Source organism: Enterobacter cloacae complex sp. HYC033_NIDB (assembly GCF_056673335.1).
This window is the reverse complement of the sequence record NZ_CP115123.1, coordinates 2973810-3000239: the sequence shown is the minus strand read 5'-3', so window position 1 is coordinate 3000239 and position 26430 is coordinate 2973810. Positions and strand designations below refer to the sequence as shown.

Annotated in this window: 26 protein-coding genes and 1 pseudogene; 16 read left to right on the top strand and 11 right to left on the bottom strand. The window is 54.2% G+C overall.

The features are described from left to right. Positions 1-24 precede the first annotated feature (24 nt). The 7 genes from O1721_RS14505 to O1721_RS14475 all read right to left on the bottom strand — a co-directional run bounded on the left by O1721_RS14505 (position 25) and on the right by O1721_RS14475 (position 8826). Positions 25-1488, bottom strand: coding sequence for a mannitol dehydrogenase family protein (locus O1721_RS14505; RefSeq protein WP_032619752.1), 1464 nt, complete (start codon positions 1486-1488; stop codon positions 25-27). 223 nt (positions 1489-1711) lie between these two features. Then, the gene (locus tag O1721_RS14500; RefSeq protein WP_032668917.1) at positions 1712-3250 is read right to left on the bottom strand and encodes an MFS transporter; all 1539 of its coding nucleotides are present in this window, start codon (positions 3248-3250) and stop codon (positions 1712-1714) included. A gap of 27 nt (positions 3251-3277) precedes the next feature. Further along, positions 3278-4684 carry a glucuronate isomerase gene (gene uxaC / locus O1721_RS14495; protein WP_032648195.1) on the bottom strand — a complete coding sequence of 469 codons (1407 nt, stop codon included), beginning with the start codon at positions 4682-4684 and terminating at the stop codon, positions 3278-3280. Next, positions 4681-6066: an MFS transporter gene (locus O1721_RS14490; protein WP_479953116.1), complete on the bottom strand. Its 1386-nt coding sequence runs from the start codon at positions 6064-6066 to the stop codon at positions 4681-4683. Before O1721_RS14490 ends, uxaC begins: the two co-directional genes overlap by 4 nt. A 73-nt stretch (positions 6067-6139) precedes the next feature. Then, on the bottom strand, positions 6140-7159 hold the full coding sequence (locus O1721_RS14485; protein WP_023296536.1) for a Zn-dependent oxidoreductase: 1020 nt from the start codon (positions 7157-7159) through the stop codon (positions 6140-6142). A 14-nt stretch (positions 7160-7173) separates the two neighbouring features. After that, a complete protein-coding gene (manD, locus tag O1721_RS14480) occupies positions 7174-8388 on the bottom strand; it encodes a D-mannonate dehydratase ManD (protein WP_017384541.1) in 1215 nt (404 codons plus the stop codon). Between the two features lie 111 nt (positions 8389-8499). Further along, positions 8500-8826, bottom strand: a complete 327-nt coding sequence (locus tag O1721_RS14475) for a YnfA family protein (RefSeq protein WP_003857412.1) — start codon at positions 8824-8826, stop codon at positions 8500-8502. 150 nt (positions 8827-8976) lie between these two features. Here O1721_RS14475 and O1721_RS14470 point away from each other — a divergent pair, with 150 nt between their 5' ends. Beyond that, positions 8977-9315, top strand: coding sequence for a DUF1283 family protein (locus O1721_RS14470; protein ID WP_006808856.1), 339 nt, complete (start codon positions 8977-8979; stop codon positions 9313-9315). Beyond that, positions 9315-9875, top strand: coding sequence for a spermidine N1-acetyltransferase (gene speG / locus O1721_RS14465; protein ID WP_003857416.1), 561 nt, complete (start codon positions 9315-9317; stop codon positions 9873-9875). The genes O1721_RS14470 and speG overlap by 1 nt, the downstream gene beginning before the upstream one ends. A gap of 17 nt (positions 9876-9892) precedes the next feature. Here speG and O1721_RS14460 read toward each other — a convergent pair whose 3' ends face one another. Then, the gene (locus tag O1721_RS14460; RefSeq protein WP_017384542.1) at positions 9893-10603 is read right to left on the bottom strand and encodes a YnfC family lipoprotein; all 711 of its coding nucleotides are present in this window, start codon (positions 10601-10603) and stop codon (positions 9893-9895) included. A gap of 192 nt (positions 10604-10795) precedes the next feature. Here O1721_RS14460 and O1721_RS14455 point away from each other — a divergent pair, with 192 nt between their 5' ends. The 7 genes and pseudogenes from O1721_RS14455 to O1721_RS14425 all read left to right on the top strand — a co-directional run bounded on the left by O1721_RS14455 (position 10796) and on the right by O1721_RS14425 (position 17183). Further along, positions 10796-11650 (top strand): glycosyltransferase family 17 protein, encoded by an 855-nt coding sequence (locus O1721_RS14455; RefSeq protein WP_003857421.1) that lies wholly within the window; start codon positions 10796-10798, stop codon positions 11648-11650. A gap of 102 nt (positions 11651-11752) precedes the next feature. After that, complete coding sequence (locus O1721_RS14450) at positions 11753-12058, top strand: DUF1161 domain-containing protein (RefSeq protein ID WP_003857424.1); 306 nt, start codon at positions 11753-11755, stop codon at positions 12056-12058. A 130-nt stretch (positions 12059-12188) separates the two neighbouring features. Further along, positions 12189-14619: pseudogene (ynfE, locus tag O1721_RS14445) on the top strand (selenate/tellurate reductase subunit YnfE). Positions 14620-14629: 10 nt separating this feature from the next. After that, positions 14630-15247: a DMSO/selenate family reductase complex B subunit gene (locus O1721_RS14440; protein ID WP_017384545.1), complete on the top strand. Its 618-nt coding sequence runs from the start codon at positions 14630-14632 to the stop codon at positions 15245-15247. A 1-nt stretch (position 15248) separates the two neighbouring features. After that, positions 15249-16103, top strand: coding sequence for a dimethyl sulfoxide reductase anchor subunit family protein (locus O1721_RS14435; protein WP_032648194.1), 855 nt, complete (start codon positions 15249-15251; stop codon positions 16101-16103). A 44-nt stretch (positions 16104-16147) separates the two neighbouring features. Beyond that, positions 16148-16762 (top strand): Tat proofreading chaperone DmsD, encoded by a 615-nt coding sequence (gene dmsD / locus O1721_RS14430; RefSeq protein WP_015570619.1) that lies wholly within the window; start codon positions 16148-16150, stop codon positions 16760-16762. A 109-nt stretch (positions 16763-16871) separates the two neighbouring features. Beyond that, positions 16872-17183 (top strand): YebG family protein, encoded by a 312-nt coding sequence (locus O1721_RS14425; protein WP_017384548.1) that lies wholly within the window; start codon positions 16872-16874, stop codon positions 17181-17183. 114 nt (positions 17184-17297) lie between these two features. On the opposite strand, the gene O1721_RS14420 is transcribed toward O1721_RS14425, so the two are convergent. From O1721_RS14420 to O1721_RS14410, 3 genes are all read right to left on the bottom strand, one after another. After that, the gene (locus O1721_RS14420; RefSeq protein ID WP_032648192.1) at positions 17298-17612 is read right to left on the bottom strand and encodes a hypothetical protein; all 315 of its coding nucleotides are present in this window, start codon (positions 17610-17612) and stop codon (positions 17298-17300) included. Positions 17613-17650: 38 nt separating this feature from the next. Further along, complete coding sequence (catA, locus tag O1721_RS14415) at positions 17651-18328, bottom strand: type A chloramphenicol O-acetyltransferase (protein WP_032648191.1); 678 nt, start codon at positions 18326-18328, stop codon at positions 17651-17653. A gap of 85 nt (positions 18329-18413) precedes the next feature. Beyond that, positions 18414-19298 (bottom strand): LysR family transcriptional regulator, encoded by an 885-nt coding sequence (locus tag O1721_RS14410; protein WP_017384550.1) that lies wholly within the window; start codon positions 19296-19298, stop codon positions 18414-18416. A 114-nt stretch (positions 19299-19412) separates the two neighbouring features. Here O1721_RS14410 and O1721_RS14405 point away from each other — a divergent pair, with 114 nt between their 5' ends. The 7 genes from O1721_RS14405 (at position 19413) to osmV (ending at position 26361) form a co-directional block, all read left to right on the top strand. Further along, positions 19413-20540 carry an alpha/beta hydrolase gene (locus O1721_RS14405; RefSeq protein WP_045324851.1) on the top strand — a complete coding sequence of 376 codons (1128 nt, stop codon included), beginning with the start codon at positions 19413-19415 and terminating at the stop codon, positions 20538-20540. A gap of 57 nt (positions 20541-20597) precedes the next feature. Further along, positions 20598-21782, top strand: coding sequence for an MFS transporter (locus O1721_RS14400; RefSeq protein WP_032648186.1), 1185 nt, complete (start codon positions 20598-20600; stop codon positions 21780-21782). A gap of 146 nt (positions 21783-21928) precedes the next feature. Next, on the top strand, positions 21929-22678 hold the full coding sequence (locus O1721_RS14395) for a YoaK family protein (protein WP_017384553.1): 750 nt from the start codon (positions 21929-21931) through the stop codon (positions 22676-22678). 250 nt (positions 22679-22928) lie between these two features. Then, a complete protein-coding gene (osmY, locus tag O1721_RS14390; RefSeq protein WP_032648184.1) occupies positions 22929-23639 on the top strand; it encodes an osmoprotectant ABC transporter permease OsmY in 711 nt (236 codons plus the stop codon). Positions 23640-23657: 18 nt separating this feature from the next. After that, entirely contained in the window at positions 23658-24557 is a 900-nt protein-coding gene (osmX, locus tag O1721_RS14385) for an osmoprotectant ABC transporter substrate-binding protein OsmX (protein ID WP_017694085.1), read from the top strand. 8 nt (positions 24558-24565) lie between these two features. Further along, positions 24566-25213 (top strand): osmoprotectant ABC transporter permease OsmW, encoded by a 648-nt coding sequence (osmW, locus tag O1721_RS14380; protein WP_006808875.1) that lies wholly within the window; start codon positions 24566-24568, stop codon positions 25211-25213. Further along, positions 25213-26361 (top strand): osmoprotectant ABC transporter ATP-binding protein OsmV, encoded by a 1149-nt coding sequence (gene osmV / locus O1721_RS14375; protein ID WP_032648182.1) that lies wholly within the window; start codon positions 25213-25215, stop codon positions 26359-26361. Before osmW ends, osmV begins: the two co-directional genes overlap by 1 nt. Positions 26362-26430 lie beyond the last annotated feature (69 nt).

Below are 26430 nucleotides of genomic sequence, written 5' to 3'. Positions count from 1 at the left end.
CGCGGACGGCGGCATGTCATCGCGTTAAAGCCGGGAGGCGTACTCAGCAACCGTGGCCTTCGCGCCTTTTTGCAGCAACGTTTGATAGGCCTGCATGACCGCAGCCACAAACACCGCGTCCTTCGGCAGCTCGTTACCGAAAATAGCCTCAATGCCCAACAGCGCGCTAACGCGGCTTTCGCCTTCAGCGCTACCGTTTACCGCCGCCTGAATCACCGCCAGCTGCGGATCGCTCACCTCAATCGCGTTACCCTGCTCATCCACACCGCCGACATAACGCATCCAGCCCGCCACACCCAGGGCCAGCAGCGGGAAGGGTTTCTGGTGGACAAGGTGCCAGCGCACGGAATCGAGCATCCGCTGCGGCAATTTCTGGCTACCGTCCATGGCGATTTGCCAGGTGCGGTGGCGCAGGGCCGGATTGCTGTAACGTGCGATCAGCAGGTCGGCATAGTGAGCTAAATCCACCCCCTTCACTTTCAGCGTCGGCGCCTGCTCTTTCAGCATCAGCGCATGCGCGGCTGCGCGATAATGTTCATCTTCCATGCAGTCGTTAATGTGCTGATAACCGGCCAGGTAGCCGAGATAGGCCAGGAACGAGTGGCTGCCGTTAAGCATACGCAGCTTCATCTCTTCAAACGGAATGACATCAGAAACCAGTTCCGCACCGGCCTTTTCCCACTGTGGACGTCCGGCGACGAAATTATCTTCAACCACCCACTGGCGGAACGGCTCGCAGGCGACACCTGCCGGATCGCGTACGCCGGTCAGCTGTTCAATTTTATCCAGCGTTTCAGCCGTGACGGCGGGCACAATACGGTCCACCATGGTTGACGGGAAGGTGACGTTCGCTTCAATCCAGTCGGCCAGTTCGCCGTCAACAGCGCGCGCGTAGGCGCAGGTGACATTGCGCATCACGTGGCCGTTTTCCGGCATGTTATCGCATGACATCACGCTGAATGCTGGCAGCCCCGCCGCCTTACGCCGCGCCAGCGCTTCAACCACTACGCCTGGCGCAGATTTCGGCTGATGGGGGTTTTGCAGGTCGGCAACGATTAACGGATGATCGAACATCAGTTGTCCGGTTGCCGGGGAGTGGCAATACCCTTTCTCGGTGATGGTCAGGGAAACAATGGCGACCTGCGGATCGCACAGCGCCGCCAGCACGGTTTCAAGGCCGTCGACCTGCGCATGCAGCGCATTTTTGACGACGCCGACCACGCGCGCCGTCCACGCATCGGCAGACATCTCTGCTACGGTATAAAGATTATCCTGTGCCTTCAGATCGGCGATCTGCTGTTCGCCGCCAATCAGGTTAACTTCGCAGTAACCCCAGTCGCTGCCCTGTTCTGCGGCGAGTATATCGGTGTACACCGCCTGGTGCGCACGGTGAAACGCGCCAAACCCTAAATGAACAATGCGTGCCTTGAGGCTGTCGCGATCGTACTGAGGACGCGTTGCCTTCGCCTGTAATAAACGGTTTTCCATGATTGAGACTCGTTAATTATGAACGCTGAGATCCGCAGCCGCTCTGGTGACAGTGCGGCTGCGCCGGTTGACTAAACCAACTAGAATGGCAGTGTCATTACTTTATCCTGCCGATCACAATACTGGTTATGCTGCCATGAACATTGATTTACATTAACTTTCGGCCAAGTGGTGTGATATAAAAATCAAGTTGTGTGACATCTGGCAAAAGATATAAACCAGATCATACAGGGGTGCGCACCGTCTGCTCGCCGGACCGGACCGTCGGCTCACGCCACAACCTGTCGTAGGAATAGCCTGTTAAATCTTCCACGACCCGGCGAGCTTCGGCGGATACGCGTTGGGGAGAGCCGTTGGCTTTCAGGCGATCCAGCTCATCCACAAAGATTTTGTGCGTACGCTTGTTAAGGTTGAATGTCAGAGCCTGCCACAGGGCCAGGATAAGCAAGGCAGCAGTGCCGATGAACATCAGCATTGCGATGGTGTGGATGGCTTCGGTTGGCTGCGTCTGGCTCCCTTTTACAAATCCGCCGCTTTGTAACAGGAGACCCACAATAAAGGTGGCAATAGCGACCGTGGTTTTTCGGGAGAATGTCATTACCGCGGCAAACAGTCCCTCACGACGCTGACGGCTGACCATTTCATCGATATCTGGAATGAACGGGAACACGTTCCACGGTGTAAACTCAAGGACGCAGCGCCCCACCTGATACACCCCGGCCAGAATGACCAGCGTCGAGACGGTATTCAGCGCAGGGATCTGGTACACGGCAAAGAAGCCCCCCAAACAGAGCAACATCAGTGAATAGGCAAATACATATAGCTTTGATGGCCCATATCTGATGATCCCTATACCCGCAATTAACGTGACGGGCAGCCCCACAATACTCATCGACAGCAGCGTGCCTGCCAGTGAGGAAGAGACATTCAGACAGTAGACGCAGAAAAATACAAATACCGTGTTGTAGACATCTTTGCCGGTAAACGACAGCAGATAGATGGCGAGATGTTTCCTGAAGGCCCGGATTTTCAGGGTGGAACCATACTCCTTAAAAAGTCGTCCAAAGGCAGCCAGCTTCTCCCCTGCTGTTTGTGGGCGTGTGTTTTTTTCCAGCCCGGAGAGCATTTCCGGCGTCAACTCGCGTTCCCAGGTCACTTTCCACGAGATGAATACACATACCATAAACAGTACAGCAAAAATAACGCCGTTTATGAGGTAGGCATGGGCGCTGTTTTCCCCGAAATAGCCGATCAGTAATCCGGGAATAAATGTCGCCAGAAACGTCCCGGACGCTGAAAGAAACATGCGACAGGTAGAGAGTTTGGTCCGCTGGTTAAAGTCTTTTGTCATTTCTGACGGTAACGTTTCCCACGGGATCAGTACCATTGCAGCAATAATTTCAAATGCTAGATAGACGGCGAGATAAAAACCGTATGTCATGCCATCAAGCCACAGCAATGCATAGACCAGCATCAACGGTGCACCGATCAGCAAAAAGAAACGTCGGCGACCAAATTTTTTACCAAAATAGTTTTTGTAAAAATGGTCAGTGAAACTTCCCATAAACAAACTAACGATAGCATCGACAATGCGCGCTATAGCAACAATAGACGCCGCTTCAACCGGTGACAACCCAACAAATGTCGTATAGAAGAATAATAACCAAGCGCCGATAACGGTAAAGGCACCGCCGCCCATAATATCCGTTAGTCCGTAGCCGATACTAACCGGAATAGTAATTTTTTTTGCAGTACGAGACATGTTCCATCCCCACTCAGTGAGTAGAATTTAGAATCTGAAATAGTTTTCAGCATTATCATGGCAAATATTTTTAACCATCTTCGTTAGGATGGCGTTATTATCCGGAACTTCACCACGCTCCACCCAGCCACCAATGATATTGCACAAAATACGTCGGAAATAATCGTGGCGAGTATACGAAACCAGACTACGGGAATCGGTTAACATACCGACAAAATTCATTAATAGCCCCTGATCCGCAAGGCTATGTAGCTGGTTTTCCATTCCGCGTTGAGTGTCGTTAAACCACCATCCGGAGCCAAACTGTATCGGCGATTTAACGCCCAATTCCGCAGTCTGAAAATTAGCGATAGTCGTCGCGACAATATCGTTATAGCTGGCGTTGAGGTTATATAGAATGGTTTTGGGCAAAGCTTCAGCCTGCGCCATTGCATCCAGGAGTTGGTTGAGATTGGCCGCAATATTCGACTGATCGGTCAGCGAGTCAAAACCAGTATTACTACCCAAAGAACGGTACATGCGGGAATTATTATTGCGAATCGCACCGAAGTGTATCTGCATTGCCCAGTTATGCTGCCTGTAATTATGCGCCAGCATAATAAAAATGGCACTGTCAAGAATCGCATTATTACGGGCGTCCAGATTTTCACCCCGGCGCTTTCGGGCAAACACGGATTCAACCTGTCTTTCATCTGCTGACTGAAAATGGATCTCCACGGGTCCGTGATCGGAAATTCGGCACCCCATTTCGTGGAACCAGGCAATACGCTGGCTCATTCCCTTAACAAAATCGCTGAATGTCTGGATTTTAGATCCTGTCGTCTCACCTAATCGATCGATAAAGTCGGCAAACTGTTCCGCGTTTTGCGCAAAAACATCGTCCGGACGAAAGGTCGGTAATACCTTAACGTTGAACGTCGCGTCATCACGCAATAATTGATGGTAGCGTAAATCATCAAGCGGAGCATCTGTCGTGCAAATAACTTCTACCCTGGAGCGTTTAATGAGTTCCCTCGGCGTAAAATCAGGCTGCTGCAATAGCAGATTACAGTGCTCCATTATTTCACGCCAGTTATGCCTGCCCAGCGGTTCGTCACAGTTAAAATAGTGGTGAAGTTCTAAATGAGTCCAGTGATAGAGCGGATTTCCATAGCTCGCTTCGACCGTTTCAGCCCATGCCGCAAATTTATCCTCCGCCGGGGCATCGCCCGTAATGTATTTTTCGTCAATACCGTTGGTGCGCATGGCGCGCCATTTATAATGATCGCCAGCCAGCCAGAGTTCGGTAATATTATCGAGATTTTTATTCTCGAAGATATCTTTCGCGTCCAGGTGACAGTGATAATCAATAATTGGCAGCGCTTTCGCGACGTTACGATAAAGTTCAACACCTCTCGCATTGCCAATCATAAAGTTATCGTTAATAAAACTCATGACAGGGCTCCATATTTCCGCTGCTTCGCTGCGGTATCGCTCTGGCGCAGGGGTTCAGCTGCATCTTCCACCAGGCTCAAATCGCGGTCGCGCACTTCTGGCATCAGCAAAGCGGAGACCAGCCCAATCAGCGAGTACGCCACCAGCATCGCCACAATCGGCCACCAGGACCCGGTCATATTGCAGAAGATCCTCGCCAGCACCGGACCAAAGCCTACCGCCACGAGACCGCCCGCCTCTTTGGAGATCGCCATGCGGGTAAAGCGGTTTCGCGAACCAAACATCTCCGCCATGGTGATGTTTTCCAGCGCAAACAGCCCGAGCACCGCAAAGTTATGAATAACGATGATAGAGAGCATAATCACGCCCGGCGCGTAACTCTTATCGACGATAATCGACAGCATCGGGTAAGCCAGAATAATGGCTGAAATGTTAAGGATGATATATGGCAGACGGCGCCCCACTTTATCGGACAGCCAGCCCAGCAGCGGGATGGAGACGAAGCCAAGAATCGAGCTGATCATCAGCGCATCGGTTGGGATCGCCTTATCAAATAACAGCGTCTGTACCAAGTACCCGGCAAGGAAGGTCTGGATAAGCCCAGAGTTACCGGCCTGACCAAAGCGCAGCCCCGTCGCCAGCCAGAACGATTTGCTCTTAAACATCGCGCCGACCGAGGTATCCTGCGCAGCAACCGGCGCAACGGCTTCGGCATCGTTTACCTTCTCAAACACCGGGCTCTCTTTAAGGTTCATACGCAGCCAGATGGCGAAGATCATCACCACCACGCTGGCGAGGAACGGCACGCGCCAGCCCCAGGCAATAAGTTCTTCACGATCGAGGGCAAAGAACATCACGGCCCAGATCGCCGTGGCGCTCAGCGTCCCGCAGTTGGTGCCCATGGCCACCAGCGAGGAGATGATGCCGCGTTTACCCTTCGGGGCGTATTCGGCCAGCATAGTGCCTGCGCCGGAGATTTCAGCCCCCGCGCCCAGCCCCTGAATAATACGCAGCGTCACCAGCAGCACCGGTGCGAAAATCCCGATCTGCGCGTAGGTTGGCAGGACGCCGATTAAGGTGGTGCAGATCCCCATCATGGTGATGGTGATAAACAGCACTTTTTTACGGCCAATTCTGTCGCCCATTCTGCCGAAGATAAATGCCCCGACAATACGCGCGATGTAGCCTGCGCCGTAGGTGCCCATCGCCAGGATCAGCGCCATGGCCGCGGACTGCTCAGGGAAGAAAATTTCATGAAACACCAGCGCGGCGCCAAGGGAGTAGAGCTGGAAATCCATAAACTCCAGGGCGGTGCCCAGCCAGCCAGATACGGCGGCTTTCACCAGATCTGACGTACTTCTTTGAGGTTGTGCTTGAGTCATAATGGCTATCTCTGCAAGGTAAGATGCGTACCACTGAGAGCCTGTCTTCGCAGGCTCTTAACCGCGTGAATTATTATTGGTCGAACGTGAGCAAGACTTTGCAGCACTGCCGCTGGTCTTTTTCAAACAGTTCGATGGCGTCTGTAACGTGGTGATAGTCAAATGTATGGGTGACCAGTTTTTCAGGGTCGATCAGCCCTTTTTCCAGCCAGTCAATGACCACCGGGAATTTGTTGGCATTCAGGCGCGAAGAGAAGATCGACAGCTCTTTGCCGGTGATCCCCTGCTGCACAATCTGGCTCGGGTCGCTGGAGAAGCCCATCAGCACGATGCGCGCCGCCGGAGACGCCAGCGTAATCGCTTCCTGTAAAATGGACGGATGACAGGCAGCATCGATGATTAACGTCGGCTTGATGCCTTTTTCATCCAGCGCGGCCTGTAAAGAATGCTCGCCGTTGTTGAAGACCCAGTCTGCGCCGCTGCGTTGCGCCATCTCCAGCCGCTCATCAATGCGATCCACCACGATGACCTGCTTCACCTTGTAAACGCCCTTCAGCGCCTGCACGGTGACCAGCCCCATCGGGCCTGCGCCGTAAATCAGCGCCACATCCTGTTCGGTGGGTTTCGCCTGCCCCGTCACGTTGGCGGCAATGGTGAATGGCTCAACCATCACCGCGTGGTGGTCAGGGATCGCATCCGGAATGCGCCAGGCATTTTTCGCCGGCACCACGGCGTATTCGCTGAAGCCGCCGTCACGGTGGACGCCCAGCACCACCAGCGAAGTACAAACGTTCGGTTTTCCAACGGAACACGGGTAGCAGTGCCCGCAGCTGATCACCGGATCAACCGAAACGCGCTGGCCCAGTCGGGTGCCCTCCACGCCTTCGCCAACCGCGTCTATTTCGCCAAAGAACTCGTGACCGATTACCCGCGGGTATTTCGCAAACGGGTTATGCCCGCGATAGATATGGCTGTCTGAACCGCAAATACCGGCGAGCTTAATTTTGACGCGGACGTCGCCTGCGCCCGGCAACGGGAGAGGACGCTCTTCAATCACCAGCACATCCGGCTGTTGGATCACTACGCTTTTCATCATTCGCTCCTCGTTTACCAGTTCCAGAGGGTGCCGTCTTCCAGACGAGCCACCGGCAGATAAGCCGGATCGTACGGGTATTTCGCCGCCAGCTTCTCATCAAACTCAATGCCCAGCCCTGGCTTGTCGCCCGGGTGCATATAGCCGTTATCGAAGCGCCAGCTGTGCGGGAACACTTCCAGCATCTGCTCCGAATACCCCATATACTCTTGCACGCCAAAGTTCGGTACCCACAGGTCAAAATGCAGCGCCGCGGCGTGGCAAATCGGCGACAGATCCGACGGGCCGTGTGAGCCGGTACGCACCTGATAAAGTGAGGCAAAGTCCGCAATGCGACGCATCCCGGTGATGCCGCCCGCATGGGTTATGGTGGCGCGGATATAGTCAATGAGCTGCTCTTCAATCAGCTGCTTGCAGTCCCAGATGCTGTTGAACACTTCCCCCACCGCAATTGGCGTGACGGTGTGCTGGCGGATCAGGCGGAAACACTCCTGGTTTTCAGCGGGAGTCGGATCTTCCATCCAGAACAGACGGTACTCTTCAATGCTTTTGCCGAATCGCGCCGCTTCGATGGGCGTCAGACGGTGGTGCATGTCGTGAAGGAGATGTTCATTGAAGCCGAACTGACTGCGCACTGCGTCGAACAGTTTCGGCGTGAAGTCGAGGTATTTTTCAGTGGACCATAGCTGCTCTTCCGGCCAGGCGCCCTTGGTCGCTGGCTCATACGCCAGCCCTTTTCCTTTTGCCATGCCGTAGGTGGTTTTCATTCCCGGCACGCCGCACTGCACGCGAATTGCCTTGAAGCCCATCTCTTTATGACGGGCATAATCTTCCAGCACGTCGTCAATGGTGTGCCCGGTGGTGTGACAATAAACCATCACCCCTTCCCGGGAGGCTCCGCCCAGAAGCTGATAGAGCGGCATGTTCGCGGCTTTCGCCTTAATGTCCCACAGCGCCATATCCACGGCAGAAATCGCTGACATGGTGACCGGACCACGACGCCAGTAAGCGCCTTTATAGAAGAACTGCCAGATATCTTCGATGCGGTGCGCATCGCGGCCAATCAACTGAGGGCACAGGTGATCTTTCAGGTAGGAGGCAACGGAAAGTTCACGTCCGTTCAGCGTGGCATCACCCAGGCCGACAATGCCCTCATCGGTGGTGATTTTAAGGGTGACAAAGTTACGCCCCGGGCAGGTGACAAATACTTCAGCCCCGACAATCTTCATAATCCATTTCCTTACATCGCTCGTTGTGATGCAGGAAATTTACGCAACTACACTACTACCATACAAGTATAATGATCGTAAAATCAGCGGGCGATCACACTATAAGGACGCTTATGCGCGTCCCCAACCGGCCACGATGATCAACATGCCGCACAGGGCAATCAGCGCGCCTGCCCAGTCATACAGGCTTAGCCTGACGCCATCGACAACGCGCAGCCACAGCAGCGCGGTACAGACGTACACTCCGCCGTAGGCCGCATATACCCTCCCGCTGGCGGCCGGATGCAGGGTGAGCAGCCAGACAAAAAGGGCCAGGGACACACCCGCCGGGATCAGCAGCAGCGCGGAAGCGCCCCGCTTTAGCCAGAGCCACGGCAAAAAGCATCCGATGATTTCGCACAGCGCGGTCGCGAAAAAAAGCAGCGTCGTTTTGAACATTTTTCTCGTTTCGTGAGGATTGATTTAGACATCATACGCGATAATGTTCACATCGTTCCCATACCTGCCGCGCGGGTATGACACCCTTTCGGATTGGTGTAGAATCCAACGGGGTAATCCGATTGTCTGCACCCGTTTAAAGGAAACGCTATGACTACATTAAGCAAACGCCTTTGTCTGACAGCCGTACTGGCGCTGTCATCGTTCGCCTTCGCCGCAACGGCATCAGCCGAAACCAGCAAACTCATCATTGAGTCTGGTGACAGCGCGCAAAGCCGTCAGAACGCCGCCATGGACAAAGAACAATGGAATGACACCCGCAGCCTGCGTCAGAAAGTGAATAAGCGCGTGGAAAAAGAGTGGGATAAAGAAGACGTCGCGTTTGATGCCCGCGACAAATGCCAGCAAAGTGCCAACGTCAACGCCTATTGGGAGCCTAACACCCTACGCTGTCTGGATCGTCGCACTGGCCGCACGGTAGCACCGTAATGTCGACGCCGTGTGACGTTAAGCTCCGTCCGCTGGAGCGCGAAGATTTACGCTTTGTTCACCAGCTCGACAACAATGCCAGCGTGATGCGCTACTGGTTTGAAGAGCCTTATGAGGCGTTTGTCGAGCTGTCCGATCTCTACGACAAGCATATCCACGATCAGAGTGAACGCCGGTTTGTGGTGGAGTGCGAAGGTGAGAAAGCCGGGCTGGTTGAACTGGTTGAGATCAACCACGTTCACCGTCGAGCGGAATTTCAGATCATTATTTCACCGGAGCACCAGGGGAAAGGTCTTGCGTCGCGGGCGGCAAAGCTGGCGATGGATTACGGGTTTAACGTCCTGAATCTCTACAAGCTTTACCTTATCGTCGACAAAGAGAACGAAAAAGCGATTCATATCTACCGTAAGCTGGGCTTTATGGTGGAAGGTGAACTGATCCATGAGTTCTTTATTAACGGCGAATACCGTAACACCATCCGCATGTGCATTTTCCAGCATCAGCATCTGGCCGGGCATAAGTCCTCCTCCGCCAGCCTGCTTAAACCCACCGCGCAGTAACCTGCGCGGTTTTATTCTCAATAATATTCAATGCTGTTTTTGATGGTGTACTTGTGCTCAACGGCAGGTTTGACGCTGTCATCGGTGATCACCAGCTCACAGCTCACCGGGTTATTATGGCGATCGTAATCACAGCTCTGCTTTACATTGCCCATCGGTTTATCGTTCAACAGGCTTACCGCCGTATAATCCATGCGCTTGCGCAGATCTTTCGACGGCACCGACTTGACCGATAAACGCTTGTCGCCGGAAACCGTAGTTTTACCCAGCGGGTAGCCGTCGGCGTCATACTGGTACTTCACTTCCATCTCTTTGCTGTGCGCGGCAACCACAAACCCGTTATCGTCGGTGTCCCACGTCAGGCCGGCAGACGGCAGTTCCGCCAGCTGACATTTCCCCTGCAACTTTACCTTCTGCTGCTGGGTTTCCGCATCGACGTAGTAGTTAGCATCCAGCACCAGCGCAACGCCCGTATTAGCGTCGAGATCGTGCAGTTCAAGCGTATCGAAACATCCTTCCGTTGACATCGTGCCGGTCACACGTTTAGAGACTTCACCCTTATCGTTGAACAGCGTCTGGGTAAAATCCTTCACCGGCCCGCGCAGAGGATCAAAGTCAAACTCGTTCGAAAAACTCGCCATCTCCGGCGTAAATGACAGCGGCGCGGTGTTGTTGTCGCATCCCACCAGTACCGTTGCCAGTAGCGTTATCGCTGCGTATTTATTCACATCATTTACCGTTCAAAGAGAGATACAATCATATTAGCAAATACAGCAACTTACATAACAGCACTTCATTTGACACTTTGCGCTGTATAAATCCGTCGTTTGCATTGACGAGACCTGCCAAAGTGGCTACTTTGGGCGCGAAAGATTCCACACTATTATAAAATTAGATTCTTAAATTTTCGGGTTAACATCATGATTTACGACTGTTTTTTATACTATGACGAAGATATGTTGCTCGACATCAGATTACATACTCTCGCTGATGTCGTTGACCGTTTTGTCATTGTAGAAGCAACACACTCTTTTACGGGCATACCGAGAGAATTGCATTTCGATATTACAAAGTTTGCCAAATTCAAAGACAAAATCATTTACGTGCCTTTTGACGCGCAGCCTATTTTAAACCGTGCGGATAATAACCAGGTTGATGCCTGGGCAAATGAAGCAGCGCTTCGCAACTCCATTATGAACGGGTTAAAAGACGCGGCAGACGACGATCTGATTCTGGTGTCAGACGTTGACGAAATCTTCTCTCCCGACACGGTCAGGGCCATTAATCCGCGCGCGCTCTGCACGACTATTCATCAAAACGTGTTCAACTATCAGTTTAATCTCCAGGTTCACAACACGGATGGTACGCCGAGAAAATGTACCTTGCCCCGCGCGACATCCTATTACAACCTTAAGCATTTCTTCCACGGTGAGCCTGAATCTTTCAGAAACTGGAAGCGTGCGCGCAAAGATAAAAACTGGTCATGGTTTAAATGGAACTGGCTAAAAATCAATAATAAAATTGTGAAAGATGGCGGCTGGCATTTCTCATGGGTAATGACTCCAGAAAGAATTTCCGAAAAAATGTCTACCATTTCTCATACCGAATACGATCTGCCGGAATTTAATAACCCGGAACATATTATGAAGGTTATTACCAACGCCGAAGATATCTGGGGACGAGACCGAAAACTGGTCAGGCAAGAGGTATCAAAACGCACCCTGCCTTCTTATCTGGTAGACAATCAGCACCATTACTCGCAATTTATTTTATGACGCTGGCAGGGCTCCAGGACAATTCAGAAAGACAGGTCCAAAAACAAAAGCTTACCCTAACCCTGCTATGCTTACAGTCTACACAGTGAAAAGGAGCTACAGATGAAACGGTTACCCTGGATTACCGCCCTGCTGTTAATGAGTGCTTCACCCGCTCTTCTTGCGGCCCCGGACTCCTGCGAGCGCGTGAAAAGCGACATTCAGCAGAAGATTATCAACAACGGCGTACCGGAGTCTGGCTTTACCCTGAACATCGTCCCGAACGATCAGGCCGATCAGCCGGATGCGCAGGTCGTTGGGCATTGTGCCAACGATACTTTCAAAATTTTGTACACCCGCACCAGTAGCGGCAACTACCCGGTGAGCGGCGCAGGTACGCAAGAGAATGCGCCCGCTGAGCCGCAATGATTTTCCCACTCAATTCCCCTGATTTGACGAGGATTAATATTTAATACCTCTAAATAAGTAACACTCCCCCCATCATTAGCCCGGTTGTAGTCACGGGTGAAAATAATTATTAACAATGATGGGGTGAGTTATGTCCGAAGTTGAACATCACGGCGGTATAAGCCGTCGAACTCTGGTTAAATCTACTGCCATAGGATCTCTGGCGCTTGCCGCCGGTGGGATCGCATTACCTTTTGGTCTGAAAAGCGCCGCCGCCGCTGTGCAGACCGCTATTCAGCCCGCAGAAGACAAAGTCGTCTGGGGCGCCTGCTCGGTGAACTGCGGTAGCCGCTGCGCCCTGCGGATGCACGTTCGCGATGACGAAGTCTACTGGGTTGAAACGGATAATACCGGCGAGGATATTTACGGCAACCATCAGGTTCGCGCCTGTCTGCGAGGCCGTTCAATTCGCCGTCGCATTAATCACCCAGACCGTCTGAACTATCCGATGAAACGCGTGGGCAAACGCGGAGAAGGCAAGTTTGAGCGTATCACCTGGGAAGAAGCGCTGGACACCATCGCCGCGAGCCTGAAAAGCGTGGTCGAAAAATACGGCAACGAAGCGGTCTACATTAACTACTCCTCCGGAATTGTAGGCGGCAACATCACCCGCTCCTCCCCTTATGCCTCGCTGGTCGCGCGCCTGATGAACTGCTACGGCGGCTTCCTCAGCCACTACGGCACCTACAGCACCGCGCAGATCGCCTGCGCAATGCCCTACACCTACGGCAGCAACGACGGCAACAGCACATCGGATATCGAAAACACCAAACTGGTCGTGATGTAATCCGGCGGAAACGCGCATGAGCGGCGGCGGGATCACTTACTACCTTGAGCAGGCGCGCGAACGGTCAAACGCGCGGATGATCGTTATCGATCCGCGCTATACCGACACTGCCGCAGGGCGTGAAGACGAGTGGATCCCGATTCGTCCGGGCACCGATGCCGCGCTGGTGGCAGGTATTGCGTGGGTGCTGATTAATGAAAATCTGGTCGATCAACCTTTCCTCGATAAATACTGCGTGGGTTATGACGAAAAAACCCTGCCGGAAGGCGCACCGGCTAATGGTCATTACAAAGCCTATATTCTCGGCCAGGGTGATGACAAAACCGCGAAAACCCCTGAGTGGGCGTCTCGCATAACGGGCATCCCTGCCGATCGCATCATTAAGCTGGCCTGTGAAATCGGTTCGGCGAAACCGGCCTACATTTGCCAGGGCTGGGGCCCACAGCGTCAGGCTAACGGGGAGCAAACGTCCCGCGCCATCGCCATGCTGCCGATCCTGACCGGCAACGTCGGCATTAACGGCGGCAACAGCGGCGCGCGCGAATCGACCTACACCATCACCATCGAACGCATGCCGCTGCCGGAAAATCCGGTGAAAACGCAAATCTCCTGCTTCAGCTGGACGGATGCCATCGTGCGTGGACCGGAGATGACCGCCCTGCGCGACGGCGTACGCGGCAAAGATAAGCTCGATGTGCCGATCAAGTTCATCTGGAACTACGCGGGTAATACCATCATCAACCAGCATTCCGATATCAACAAAACTCACGACATTTTGCAGGATGAGAACAAGTGCGAAACGATCGTCGTCATCGACAACTTTATGACCTCGTCTGCGAAGTATGCCGATATTGTTCTGCCGGACCTGATGACCGTCGAGCAGGAAGATATCATCCCCAACGATTACGCCGGCAACATGGGATACCTGATTTTTCTCCAGCCGGTTACCGCCCCGAAGTTCGAGCGCAAGCCCATCTACTGGATCATGAGTGAAGTGGCGAAACGCCTCGGACCGGATATCCATCAGAAATTCACCGAAGGCCGTACGCAGGAGCAGTGGCTGCGCTACCTGTACGCCAAAATGGTCGCCAAAGATCCGCTGCTGCCATCCTACGATGCGCTGAAAAAAATGGGTATTTATAAGCGCAAAGATCCTAACGGACATTTTGTGGCCTATAAAAAATTCCGTGACGATCCGGATGCCAATCCGCTGAAAACCCTGTCGGGCAAAATCGAGATCTACTCCAGCAAGCTGGCGGATATTGCGGCAACCTGGGAACTGCAAAAAGACGAAACCATCACCCCGCTGCCGGTCTATACCTCAACCTTTGAAGGCTGGGACGCGCCCGAGCGCAGCAAATTCCCGCTGCAACTGTTCGGTTTCCACTTTAAAGCCCGTACCCACTCCAGCTACGGCAACGTGGATGTGCTCCAGGCCGCCTGTCGCCAGGAGGTGTGGCTTAACCCTGTGGATGCGGAGCAACGTGGAATCAAAAACGGGGATATGGTGCGCGTCTTCAACGACCGCGGCGAAGTGCGTATTGCCGCGAAAGTCACCCCGCGCATCATGCCCGGCGTAAGCGCGATGGGCCAGGGCGCCTGGCATGACGCCAACATGAATGGCGATCGTGTCGATCACGGCTCCTGCATCAATACCCTGACCACGCACCGCCCGTCACCGCTGGCGAAGGGCAACCCGCAGCACACGAACCTGGTGCAGATCGAGAAGGCATAAGGATTAACCGATGACTACCCAGTATGGATTTTTTATTGATTCCAGCCGCTGCACCGGGTGTAAAACCTGCGAGCTGGCCTGCAAGGATTACAAAGACCTGACCCCGGACGTCAGCTTCCGGCGTATTTATGAATATGCGGGCGGCGACTGGCAGGAGGACAACGGCGTCTGGCATCAGAATGTCTTCGCCTATTACCTGTCGATTGCCTGCAACCACTGCGAAGATCCGGCCTGCACCAAGGTCTGCCCGAGCGGGGCAATGCACAAGCGCGACGACGGTTTTGTGGTGGTGGACGAGGATGTCTGCATCGGCTGTCGCTACTGCCACATGGCCTGCCCGTACGGCGCGCCGCAGTACAATGCCGCCAAAGGCCACATGACCAAGTGCGACGGCTGCCACAGCCGCGTGGCGGACGGTAAAAAGCCCATCTGCGTCGAATCCTGCCCGCTGCGCGCGCTGGACTTTGGCCCGATTGAGGAGCTGCGCAAAAAACACGGTCAGCTTGCTGCCGTCGCGCCGCTGCCGTCTGCGCACTTCACGAAGCCGAGTATTGTGATTAAACCTAACGCCAACAGCCGTCCGACGGGTGACACCACCGGCTACCTGGCAAACCCGAAGGAGGTGTGAGATGGGAAGTGGATGGCATGAATGGCCGCTGGTGATCTTCACCGTTTTCGGGCAGTGCGTGGCCGGCGCGTTAATCGTGATGGGCTTCGTCTGGCTTAAGGAAAATGATGACAAGGCCAGCATGCGCATCGTGCGCAGCCTGTTTTTTCTCTGGCTGGTAATGGGTATTGGGTTTATGGCCTCGGTACTGCATCTTGGCTCCCCGCTGCGTGCCTTCAACTCGCTTAACCGCGTGGGCGCGTCAGCGCTGAGTAATGAGATCGCGGCGGGTTCGATCTTCTTTGCCGTGGGCGGTTTCTGGTGGCTGGTGTCGGTTATCGGTAAAATGCCCCCAGCTTTGGGCAAAATCTGGCTGGTTGTCAGCCAGATCCTGGGCATCGTTTTTGTCTGGGCGATGACCCGGGTCTATCAGATTGAGACTGTCCCGACCTGGTATACGGGTTACACCACGCTGAGCTTCTTCCTGACGATGGTTCTGGCTGGTCCTCTGCTGGCCGCGCTGCTGCTGCGCGTTGCAAACGTGACATTCAAAAGTACTCTTGCCGCGTCAGTCAGCGCACTGGCACTTATCGTCTGCGTGGCGGTCGTCGTGTTGCAAAGCAATACGCTGGGGACAATACAGAGTTCCATCCAGCAGGCTAACGCCCTGCTTCCGGATTATGGTTCGCTTCAGGTATGGCGCATCGCGTTGCTGGCGGCGGGTTTAGGCTGCTGGATCTGCCCGCTGATTCGTCGTCAGGAGCCAAAAACGCTCGGCCTGTTTGCAGGTGTCGTGCTGGTGGCGCTGGGTGAACTGATTGGCCGTGGGCTATTTTATGGTCTGCATATGACCGCAGGGTTAGCAATTGCAGGTTAACACAGGTGCGCGGGGCTACCCGCGCGCAAGTAAGGAAAGTTGTAATGAATGACGTCTCACACCGCGAATCGTTCGCGTTCAGCGCCCGGGTACTGGGCGCGCTGTTTTATTTCGCTCCAGACAGCGAGCAGACCGCGCCGCTGGTGAGTGCCCTGACCGCAGGTGACTGGGTTCAGGACTGGCCGCTGGCGGAGGAAAATCTGCTGCCTGTCGCCAGTATGTTTAAGACCCCATCGGATGAAGCGTTGAAAGACGCCTGGCAGCGTCTGTTTATTGGCCCGTATGCCCTGCCCGCCCCCCCGTGGGGCTCGGTCTGGCTTGATCGCGAGTCCGTGCTGTTTGGCGATTCGACCCTCGCGTTGCGTCAGTGGATGCGTGAAAACCATATCGCCTTTGAGATGCAGCAGAATGAGCCTGAAGATCATTTCGGAACGTTGCTGATGCTGGCGGCATGGCTTGCCGAGAACGGTCGCGAAACAGAACGCGACCAGCTTCTTGCCTGGCATCTGCTGCCATGGAGCACGCGTTTCCTTAGCGTATTCGTTGAAAACGCGGCCCATCCGTTCTACACCGCGCTGGGTAAACTTGCCCAGCTGACGCTGGCGGAATGGCAGTCCACTTTGCTGATCCCGATTGCCGAAAAAACGCTGTACCGATAACAGCACCTGGCTTGTCCACCCGTTGTGCAGGCCAGGCTCGCACATTTTTGCTGCAACACAACGTCACAACTGCTACACTGTATATAATTACAGTATACGGGGGTACACAATGGCTGTTGAAACAAAATTTGTTGTCGTAAGAAAAGGTGAAGAAAAAATGACATTTGCCAGTAAGAAAGAGGCTGACGCTCACGACAAACTGCTCGATATGGCAGAAGCGTTTACCGACTGGCTGTTGCAAAGCGGAATGCAGATGGATGAAACGCAGGCGGAGAACCTTGGTCTTTATCTCGCCGAGCAGAAAGAGTCCGTGCAGCATATCCTGCGTACCAGCAAGCTTCCCGAGCTCAATGCTGAAACGGATAAAACAGCATCAGATGCGGACAGCAGCAAAAAAATCCGGGCCGTCAAAGCCGCCTGATCGTCAGAACGTCTCATCACCTGTCCTGCCGCCGCGGGCCGGAAACGGCTCGCGGCTTTATTAAGGTCGGCTGAACCTTATATTCATCAACCGTAACCCTGAAAATACGTCCTGTTATCTTGATTTGTCCGCCTCAACGTTTACGCTGATATTCAGCCTTTTTGCTTCCATGGTTATCATTGTTTTGGCCAGGTCCTTATCGCCCCCGTGCACTTTATCTATCAGATCCTGTACAAGGGTCATCATCAGGAAGTTTTTATTTGCAGGATAGAAATCTGTCGTAGTGATCCGGTTATCCTTCAGGCGCTGATGCGCCACCGTCTCTGTATCTGCGATTATTTCAGCTACTTTCTCATGCATGATCTCGATCTGCTCGAAAACAATGCGGTTAATCATTTCAATCTGTTCTGGCGTAAAATTCGGTTCCATTATTTCCCCTCGTCAGGCGTATGTTAAAAACACGTGAATCACACGTTGGGCGCCTCTGAATGGTGCGGTAAATTATCACACAACTCTTGTAACTCGTTGATCAGCCTGGCCACATGGAAACCGTCACAGACAGAATGATGGACCTGAACGGCGAAAGGCAACAAGACCTTTCCATCCTGGTTATAGTATTTTCCAAACGTGAACATGGGCGCAAAAAAATTCCGCATGTTAGCGACGTTGACGTTAAAACTGCTAAAACTGACCCACGGAATATCCGATATGAAGAATATATTCTCCCGGGATTCTTCTTTAGGCCAGTAAGCAAGGATATTGCCATAGCGGGCAACATCTTCTGCATAAACGCGCTGAAAATGGTGAATATTTCCATCGTAATGACTCCATAACGATGAAAATGTCTCCGTTTCTTTATGGAAAAGGGTATAGCTTGGATGAACCTCATTCCATATTACAAGCTCATCATCCTTCATGGCCATACGGAATTCCGGATGCCGGTTTACGACGTCAGAAATAAGGGAAATAATCGCAGGATAAAATTTCCAGCCAACCTCTTTGATATGCTTTAGCAGCACGGTAATGTCCAGCTGAACCGTTTGGTTAAATGTAGATTGAGCAAAGCCCTGAAATACTTCAAAGTGTTCCTTTCTTGCCCAACGTGATAAGTCAACTACCGTATATTCTGGCATTATTTTTGTCATTTCAGAGCCTTAGTTGAGCTGCGCTATATAAAATAGTAGCGTATCACAAACGTAGGGGCTGTATAGACCGTAGCGAAGAGGCACCCTAAATTTTCAGCGTATCAATCACCGCTCTCAACGCCGGGGATACGTTGCGGTGTGGATAATAGAGGTACAGTCCGTCCATCCGCAGGCTGTAGCGCTGTAAGACGCGTATAAGCGTGCCACGCTCCAGATCGTCAGCCACCAGCTCAACCGGGACATAGGCCAACCCGAGTCCCAGCCGGGCCGCTTCGGCCTCCATGTAGCTGTCGGAAAAGGCCCATTGCCCCTCCGGGCGGTGAGTAACATGCTTCCCGTCCTGAACAAGCTCCCATTGATAGTGGTTACCGTCGGCAAACTGGTAGGCAATGCAGGGATGAGCATCCAGATCGGCGGGCGTCTGCGGGAAACCATAGCGCCGAAAATGCGCCGGAGCGGCAACCACAGCCATCTCCATATCGGGCGTGATGCGCACGGCAATCATTCCTTGTCCCACCTCCGGCCCAAGCCGGACGCCCGCGTCGAATCGCTCGGCAATGATATCCACGAACCGGCTCTCATTCATCAATTCCAGACGGATATCCGGGTAACGCTGTTTGAAGATAGCGAGCTTTGGCAGCAGGCATTTTTCGATGGCGTGCTGGCTGGCATTAATGCGCACCGTGCCGGATGGCGTCTGGCGGTAATGCGCCAGTCTGGTCAGCCCGGTATCGAGCGCATCAAAGGCTGAACCAGCGGTCTGGTAAAGTTGCTCCCCGGCGTGGGTCAGCGACAGTTTGCGCGTGGTACGCACCAGAAGCCGAACGCCCAGCCGCTCTTCCAGCTCGCGAACCGATCGACTGATCCCGGATTGTGCCAGCCCGAGCCGTTGCGCGGCTGCCGTGAAGCTTCCCTCCCGCACCACCTGGATAAACAGATACAGCTCATTGTAGTTTTCCCGCTTCGCCATCATGCCTCATCAATTCATAACAATATGATATTAATCCTAGCAGCCTTTGGCCTCTAATCAGCACTATTCCTGCTAACTATAATGACCGCATTACAACAACACACGGTACCTCTTATGCAAACATTCACCCAAAAACTGTCCGTTGCGCTGCTGCTATGCGCATCATTAAGTGGAGTGACAACAATGAGTTATGCAGAAACACGAAATCCTGCCGCCCCCGTTTCGATGGTGACAACCTGGGATAAGACCTTCGCCGAGAGCAATAAAGTCGACCACCGCAAGGTGACGTTCGAGAACCGATACGGGATCACCCTGGTCGGCGATCTGTACATTCCCAGGAACAGCGGCGACCAGAAGCTGGCGGCGATTGCCGTCAGTGGACCATTCGGTGCGGTTAAAGAACAATCCAGCGGTCTTTACGCCCAGACTCTGGCTGAACAGGGGTTCGTGACCCTGGCCTTCGACCCATCCTACACGGGTGAAAGCGGCGGCCAGCCGCGTAACGTTGCCTCCCCTGATATCAACACCGAAGACTTTAGCGCCGCAGTGGATTTCCTCGGATTACAGAAAGAAGTCGACCGTAACCGTATCGGCATTCTCGGGATCTGCGGCTGGGGCGGTATGGCGCTGAACGCGGCATCCATGGATACCCGCGTGAAGGCGGTCGCCACCAGCGTAATGTACGATATGAGCCGTGCGATGGGTCACGGCGTGGGCGACGGGAAAGATCGTTATTCAGCGGCCGATCGCCGGGCCGTGTTGCAGTATCTGAACGCGCAACGCTGGAAAGATGCTGAAAGCGGCACCTTCGCCCATGGCGGCCACGATATTTATGTCGATGAAAACGGTAAGGTAACGGCAGCCGGGCGTATTCTGCCGGAAGCATTGCCCGCCGATCCGCATCCGGTACTGAAAGAGTTCTATGATTACTACCGTATGCCGCGCGGCTTCCATGCCCGTTCCGTAAACTCCACCGGCGCATGGACCGCGACCATGCCGTTGTCCTTTATGAATATGCCGCTGCTGAGCTATGCCGGGGAGATCACCATCCCAACGCTGATTGTGACCGGTGAAAACGCGCACTCACGTTATTTTGCGGAAGATGCGTTTAAAGCTGTCGGCAGCAAACAGAAGGAACTGGTGATTGTTCCCGATGCGAATCACGTTGATCTCTACGATAACGTCGCAGGGAAAATCCCGTTCGCGCAGTTCGGGCAGTTTTTCAAAACCAGTCTGGATTAATTCTCTTAGCCCCCGGCAATCAGGGGGCTTATCTTCTCTTCGCCGTGAATTACACCTATGTCCACACTGAATCAAACCTCATCCCGTGATGCTGAGCGTGCACACTGGGGCGGTATTTTTGCCATGACCCTGTGCGTTTTTGTCCTCATTGCCTCGGAATTTATGCCCGTCAGTCTGCTCACGCCCCTCGCCAGAGATTTAGGGGTGACAGAGGGGACGGCTGGCCAGGGGATCGCCCTCTCTGGTGCGCTGGCTGTCCTGACCAGCCTTTTTCTTTCCCGGCTTGCCGGGAATATGAATCGCAAACATCTTCTTTCAGGCATGACCGTCCTGATGGCGCTGTCAGGGATCATTATCGCCTTCGCCCCAAACGCTTTGATGTATATGGCAGGCCGGGCGCTGATCGGCATCGCCATCGGCGGTTTCTGGTCGATGTCTGCTGCCACCGCCATTCGGCTGGTGCCTCAGCATCAGGTCTCTCGTGCGCTGGCGATTTTTAACGGCGGCAACGCGCTGGCGACAGTGGTCGCCGCCCCGCTGGGCAGTTATCTCGGCTCGACCATTGGCTGGCGCGGCGCGTTTCTTTGCCTGGTTCCTGTGGCGATTGTGGCGTTCATCTGGCAATATTTTAGCCTGCCCAACATGGGCAGGAACCAGCGGCCGTCGCCACGTAAAAGCGTATTTCGCCTGCTCCACCAGCCTGCGGTTTCGGTGGGTCTGATGGCGTGCGGCCTGTTCTTCATGGGACAGTTTGCGTTATTTACCTATGTGCGCCCCGTCCTCGAAACCGTCACCCACGTCAGTCCTTCCGGCTTATCGCTGATCCTGCTCACTATCGGTATCGCAGGTTTCATCGGCACGCTGATCGTCGCGCTGGTCCTGAATGCCGCGTTTTACCTCACCTTAATGGCCATACCGCTGCTTATGGCGCTGATTGCAGGGGTATTAATGCTCACCGGGGACAGCCTGTGGATCGTGGCCCTGCTGTTAGGTTTCTGGGGAATGCTGGCAACTGCGGCCCCCACCGGCTGGTGGACGTGGATAGCCCGTACGTTACCGGAAGATGCCGAGGCTGGCGGCGGGCTAATGGTCGCGGTGATCCAACTCTCCATTGCGCTTGGCTCAACGGCGGGTGGCGTGGTGTTTGATACCTTTGGCTGGCAGAGCACATTCGCTTTAAGCAGCATATTACTCCTGAGTGCAGGGGGGCTGACTTTTACGACGTCGCGCCATCGGAAATAAGGCATTATATTAACAGGGTTGTTTTATTTAATTACAAAACCTCGCTCACCTCCCGTAGAAATAATAATTAAGCAATATCCTGGTCAGCCAGCGACATCGCTTTGTTAGCTTGAACATTCAGGCAAAGCTCAAACCGGAGGTATTCTTTGCTGATTAAATTAAAGAAAGAACGAACGCATCAGGAGGATCGTCGTCTTGCCCTCTGGCTGGCGACCTCCGCGGGACTGCTGAATGCCATTGCGCTGGGCGCGTTCGGTTTTTTTCCCTCGCATATGACGGGCAATACCTCGCAGCTATCCAGCGAAGTTTCCTCCACCGATCTCAGCGATATTCTTTTCTTTGGTGCCATTATTCTTTCGTTTGTCTCAGGTGCCATCGCTGCGCGGATTATTGTTATCTGGGGGATTATCCATAACGTCAGGCTGGTATTCAGCCAGGTTCTGTTTGTTGAAGGGCTATTACTGGCCGGGGTATCCCTGTACGAAATGTATTTTCACTCCTTCGCCACGAATCAGGAGATTATTATTTTCCTGTGCGGGTTGATGGGAATTCATAATTCTACCTCTACTCAACTATCCGGCGGTCGGGTGAGATCCACGCACATCACCGGCACGCTGACCGATGCGGGCATTTCGCTGGCCTCCGTTATGGTCGCCATGCTGCGCCGGGATTACTCCAAAGATACGGCCGCGCAAAAGAGTCAGCTCAAAACCCATTTAACTACCCTTTTCTCCTTTATCAGCGGCGGGATCGCGGGGCTGATCCTGTTCAGAGAGTTTGGATTCCACGCGATGCTGGCGCTGGGCCTGTTGCTGGTAATCGTCGCCGCCTTCTCTATCGTCCGCATTTCGTGGCGCGTACGCAAGGTGCGCGCCGCGCTCAGTCGACAGGTATAATCAGCACGCCTTATGTGACGTTGTCACATAAGGCGTGCTTCTTTAAGACTATTCTGCCTGCCCACTGACAGCCCTTATGCCATAAGGCTTCACTCAGGTTGTCACTAATTTCATAGGGTTACTGATTTACCCCCTTCGCTGGAACCCTTCCGTTTCGCTTGCTATAGGTGAAGTACCCCTGCCGAAACATGGCATAACAACAGGCAACCGGTGGTTGCTATAACGCATGCGCACAGGGAGACACACCGCAATGCACCCATTACTTAAACGTTCGCTGCTTTTTGTCGGCGCGATTATCGTGGTTCTCGCTCTCCTCACCTGGGGAATAGGACTGGAAACGATTAAGGCGCGCCAGGTTGACCTGATTTACCTCGGGCAACAGCACCTGATTCTGGTCTTTTCATCCATGTTCTTTGCCCTGCTGGTGGGCATTCCAAGCGGTATTCTGCTGAGCCGTCCGGCCGCGCGTGGTATCGCCGAATATGTGATGCAAATCTTTAACGTGGGCAACACCCTGCCGCCGCTGGCCGTTCTGGCACTGGCGATGGTGGTGATTGGCATCGGTGATAAACCGGCCATTATCGCCCTCTTTCTGGCCTCTCTGCTGCCGATTGTGCGTAACACCTATGCCGGGCTGTGCTCTGTTCCCGCGTCGTTGCTGGAAGCGGCAAACGGTATCGGCATGACCAAATGGCAGCGCCTGAGTCAGGTTGAGATTCCAAACGCTTGGCCGGTGATGCTTTCCGGTATTCGCATTGCCACTGCGATTAACGTCGGTACCGCACCGCTGGCATTCCTGATTGGCGCCAGCAGCTACGGCGAGCTGATTTTCCCGGGGATCTATCTGAATGATTTCCCGACGCTGATCCTGGGCGCGGCGGCCACCGCTCTGTTCGCCCTGATTCTGGATACGCTGCTGGCGGCACTGGGCCGATTACTGAGCCCGCATCTCGCGCGATAATTATAACAAGGAGCTTCTATGAGACTGTTTTCCGGGCTGACGGCGCTATGCGCCGCCGCGCTCTTCACCAGCCAGGCGCTCGCCGCGCCGCTGATCCTGGCCACCAAGAGCTTTACCGAGCAGCACATTCTCTCGGCCATGACCGTGCAGTATCTGCAAAAGAAAGGGTTTCAGGTACAGCCTCAGACCAATATTGCAACGGTGATTTCCCGTAACGCGATGATCAACAAGCAGATTGATATGACCTGGGAGTATACCGGCACCTCGCTGATCATCTTCAACCACATCAACAAACGCATGTCGCCGCAGGAATCGTACGAGACGGTGAAACGCCTCGATGCGAAGCACGGTCTGGTGTGGCTTAAACCTGCCGATATGAACAATACCTATGCCTTTGCCATGCAGCGCAAGCGCGCCGAGGCTGAACATATCAATACCATGTCTGAGATGGTGGCAAAGATTGAGCAGATCCGTAAAACCGATCCGGATAACAACTGGCTGCTGGGCCTTGACCTGGAATTTGCCGGGCGCAGCGACGGGATGAAACCGTTGCAGGCGGCCTACAACATGGAGCTGGACCGCCCGCAGATCCGCCAGATGGATCCGGGCCTGGTCTATAACGCGGTGCGCGACGGGTTTGTCGATGCGGGGCTGATCTACACCACCGACGGGCGCGTAAAGGGCTTCGATCTTAAAGTGCTGGAAGACGATAAAGGCTTCTTCCCGAGTTACGCCGTGACGCCAGTTGTTCGGAAAGACACGCTGGAGGCTAATCCGGGGCTGGAGGAGGCGCTGAACACCCTATCAGCCCAGCTCAATAACGACGTTATCACCGAACTGAATAAGAAGGTGGATATCGATCATCAGTCACCGCAGCAGGTCGCCCGTGATTTCCTGCGTAGCAAACAGTTGCTGTAGGAGGCGCTATGGAGACGATTCACTATATTCTCGACAACTGGGACTATCTCTTAACCCTGACGCTGCAACACCTGTGGCTTGTGGCGCTCGCCGTGGGCCTGGCGATTATTATTGGCGTGCCGCTGGGCATTTTAATTGTCCGCCATAAATGGCTGGCAACGCCGGTGCTGGGGATTGCCACCATTGTGCTCACCATCCCGTCAATTGCGCTTTTCGGCCTGATGATCCCGCTCTTTTCGCTGATCGGTCAGGGCATTGGCGCCCTGCCCGCGATTACGGCGGTGTTCCTCTATTCGCTGCTGCCGATTGTGCGTAACACCCACACGGCGCTCGACAGCCTGCCGCCGGGCCTGCGTGAAGCGGGACGCGGCATCGGCATGACCTTCTGGCAGCGTCTGCGCTGGGTGGAAATCCCGATGGCGTTGCCGGTGATTTTTGGCGGCATCCGCACCGCCGTGGTGATGAACATCGGCGTCATGGCGATTGCCGCCGTGATCGGCGCGGGCGGGCTGGGCCTGCTGCTGCTTAACGGTATTGGCGGGAGTGATATTCGTATGTTGATTGCGGGCGCGCTGATGATTTGTCTTTTAGCGATTGTGCTCGACTGGTTGCTGCACCGTTTGCAGGTGGTACTGACTCCGAAGGGGATTCGATAATGATAAAACTGGAAAACCTCACCAAACAATTTTCACAGAAACACGGCCAGACGTTTAAGGCCGTCGACAACGTCAACCTGAACGTGCCTGAAGGGGAAATGTGCGTGCTGCTCGGCCCGTCCGGCTGCGGGAAAACCACTACCCTGAAGATGATCAACCGTCTCATTACGTCAAGCAGCGGGACGATCCTGATTAACGGCGAAGACACCAGCGGAATGGACACTGTGACCCTGCGTCGCAACATTGGCTACGTGATCCAGCAAATTGGCCTGTTCCCGAACATGACCATCGAAGAGAACATTACCGTCGTGCCGCGCATGCTGGGCTGGGACAAAGCGCGCTGTAAATCCCGTGCCGAGGAGCTGATGGATATGGTGGCAATGGATCCGCATAAATTCCTTCACCGCTATCCGCGCGAAATGTCCGGCGGTCAGCAGCAGCGTATCGGCGTCATCCGCGCGCTGGCAGCGGATCCTCCGGTCCTGCTGATGGATGAACCGTTCGGCGCGGTCGACCCGATTAACCGTGAGGTGATCCAGAACCAGTTCCTGGAGATGCAGCGCAAGCTGAAAAAGACCGTGATGCTGGTGAGCCACGATATTGACGAAGCGCTGAAGCTGGGCGACCGTATTGCCGTCTTCCGTCAGGGACGTATCGTGCAGTGCGCCAGCCCGGACGAGCTGCTGGCGAAACCCGCGAATGAGTTTGTCGGCTCGTTTGTTGGTCAGGACCGGACGTTGAAACGCCTGCTGCTGGTCTCGGCGGGCGACGTCACCGACCAGCAGCCTACCATTACGGTACGCGAATCGACGCCGCTGCCGGAGGCCTTCGCCACCATGGATGACAACGATATTCGCGCCATTACCGTGGTTGATGAGCACGGCAAACCGCTCGGCTTTGTGAAGCGCCGCGAAGCGCGTAACGCCAGCGGCAGCTGCGGGGATATTCTGCATCCGTTCCGCATGACCGGTAAGGCCGAGGATAACCTGCGCGTGGTGCTTTCTCGCCTGTATGAGAGCAACACCAGCTGGATGCCGATTGTGGACGAGGACGGACGCTATAACGGCGAGATATCCCAGGATTATATTGCGGAGTATTTGAGTTCAGGGCGTACGCGCCGGGCATTAAATATTCATAGCGAGAGTTAAGCATTCAGGCCGGGTACTGCCCGGCCTTTTCCGCACGCATACCTTTTGCTAACCTCCCGATTTCCCGCC

Bases quoted from the DNA above. Each gene is read 5' to 3' on its own strand.
- O1721_RS14505 (WP_032619752.1), bottom strand. From the start codon at position 1,488: ATGGAAAACCGTTTATTACAGGCGAAGGCAACGCGTCCTCAGTACGAT.
- O1721_RS14500 (WP_032668917.1), bottom strand. From the start codon at position 3,250: ATGTCTCGTACTGCAAAAAAAATTACTATTCCGGTTAGTATCGGCTAC.
- uxaC (WP_032648195.1), bottom strand. From the start codon at position 4,684: ATGAGTTTTATTAACGATAACTTTATGATTGGCAATGCGAGAGGTGTT.
- O1721_RS14490 (WP_479953116.1), bottom strand. From the start codon at position 6,066: ATGACTCAAGCACAACCTCAAAGAAGTACGTCAGATCTGGTGAAAGCC.
- O1721_RS14485 (WP_023296536.1), bottom strand. From the start codon at position 7,159: ATGAAAAGCGTAGTGATCCAACAGCCGGATGTGCTGGTGATTGAAGAG.
- manD (WP_017384541.1), bottom strand. From the start codon at position 8,388: ATGAAGATTGTCGGGGCTGAAGTATTTGTCACCTGCCCGGGGCGTAAC.
- O1721_RS14475 (WP_003857412.1), bottom strand. From the start codon at position 8,826: ATGTTCAAAACGACGCTGCTTTTTTTCGCGACCGCGCTGTGCGAAATC.
- O1721_RS14470 (WP_006808856.1), top strand. From the start codon at position 8,977: ATGACTACATTAAGCAAACGCCTTTGTCTGACAGCCGTACTGGCGCTG.
- speG (WP_003857416.1), top strand. From the start codon at position 9,315: ATGTCGACGCCGTGTGACGTTAAGCTCCGTCCGCTGGAGCGCGAAGAT.
- O1721_RS14455 (WP_003857421.1), top strand. From the start codon at position 10,796: ATGATTTACGACTGTTTTTTATACTATGACGAAGATATGTTGCTCGAC.
- O1721_RS14450 (WP_003857424.1), top strand. From the start codon at position 11,753: ATGAAACGGTTACCCTGGATTACCGCCCTGCTGTTAATGAGTGCTTCA.
- O1721_RS14440 (WP_017384545.1), top strand. From the start codon at position 14,630: ATGACTACCCAGTATGGATTTTTTATTGATTCCAGCCGCTGCACCGGG.
- O1721_RS14435 (WP_032648194.1), top strand. From the start codon at position 15,249: ATGGGAAGTGGATGGCATGAATGGCCGCTGGTGATCTTCACCGTTTTC.
- dmsD (WP_015570619.1), top strand. From the start codon at position 16,148: ATGAATGACGTCTCACACCGCGAATCGTTCGCGTTCAGCGCCCGGGTA.
- O1721_RS14425 (WP_017384548.1), top strand. From the start codon at position 16,872: ATGGCTGTTGAAACAAAATTTGTTGTCGTAAGAAAAGGTGAAGAAAAA.
- O1721_RS14420 (WP_032648192.1), bottom strand. From the start codon at position 17,612: ATGGAACCGAATTTTACGCCAGAACAGATTGAAATGATTAACCGCATT.
- catA (WP_032648191.1), bottom strand. From the start codon at position 18,328: ATGACAAAAATAATGCCAGAATATACGGTAGTTGACTTATCACGTTGG.
- O1721_RS14410 (WP_017384550.1), bottom strand. From the start codon at position 19,298: ATGGCGAAGCGGGAAAACTACAATGAGCTGTATCTGTTTATCCAGGTG.
- O1721_RS14405 (WP_045324851.1), top strand. From the start codon at position 19,413: ATGCAAACATTCACCCAAAAACTGTCCGTTGCGCTGCTGCTATGCGCA.
- O1721_RS14400 (WP_032648186.1), top strand. From the start codon at position 20,598: ATGTCCACACTGAATCAAACCTCATCCCGTGATGCTGAGCGTGCACAC.
- osmY (WP_032648184.1), top strand. From the start codon at position 22,929: ATGCACCCATTACTTAAACGTTCGCTGCTTTTTGTCGGCGCGATTATC.
- osmX (WP_017694085.1), top strand. From the start codon at position 23,658: ATGAGACTGTTTTCCGGGCTGACGGCGCTATGCGCCGCCGCGCTCTTC.
- osmW (WP_006808875.1), top strand. From the start codon at position 24,566: ATGGAGACGATTCACTATATTCTCGACAACTGGGACTATCTCTTAACC.
- osmV (WP_032648182.1), top strand. From the start codon at position 25,213: ATGATAAAACTGGAAAACCTCACCAAACAATTTTCACAGAAACACGGC.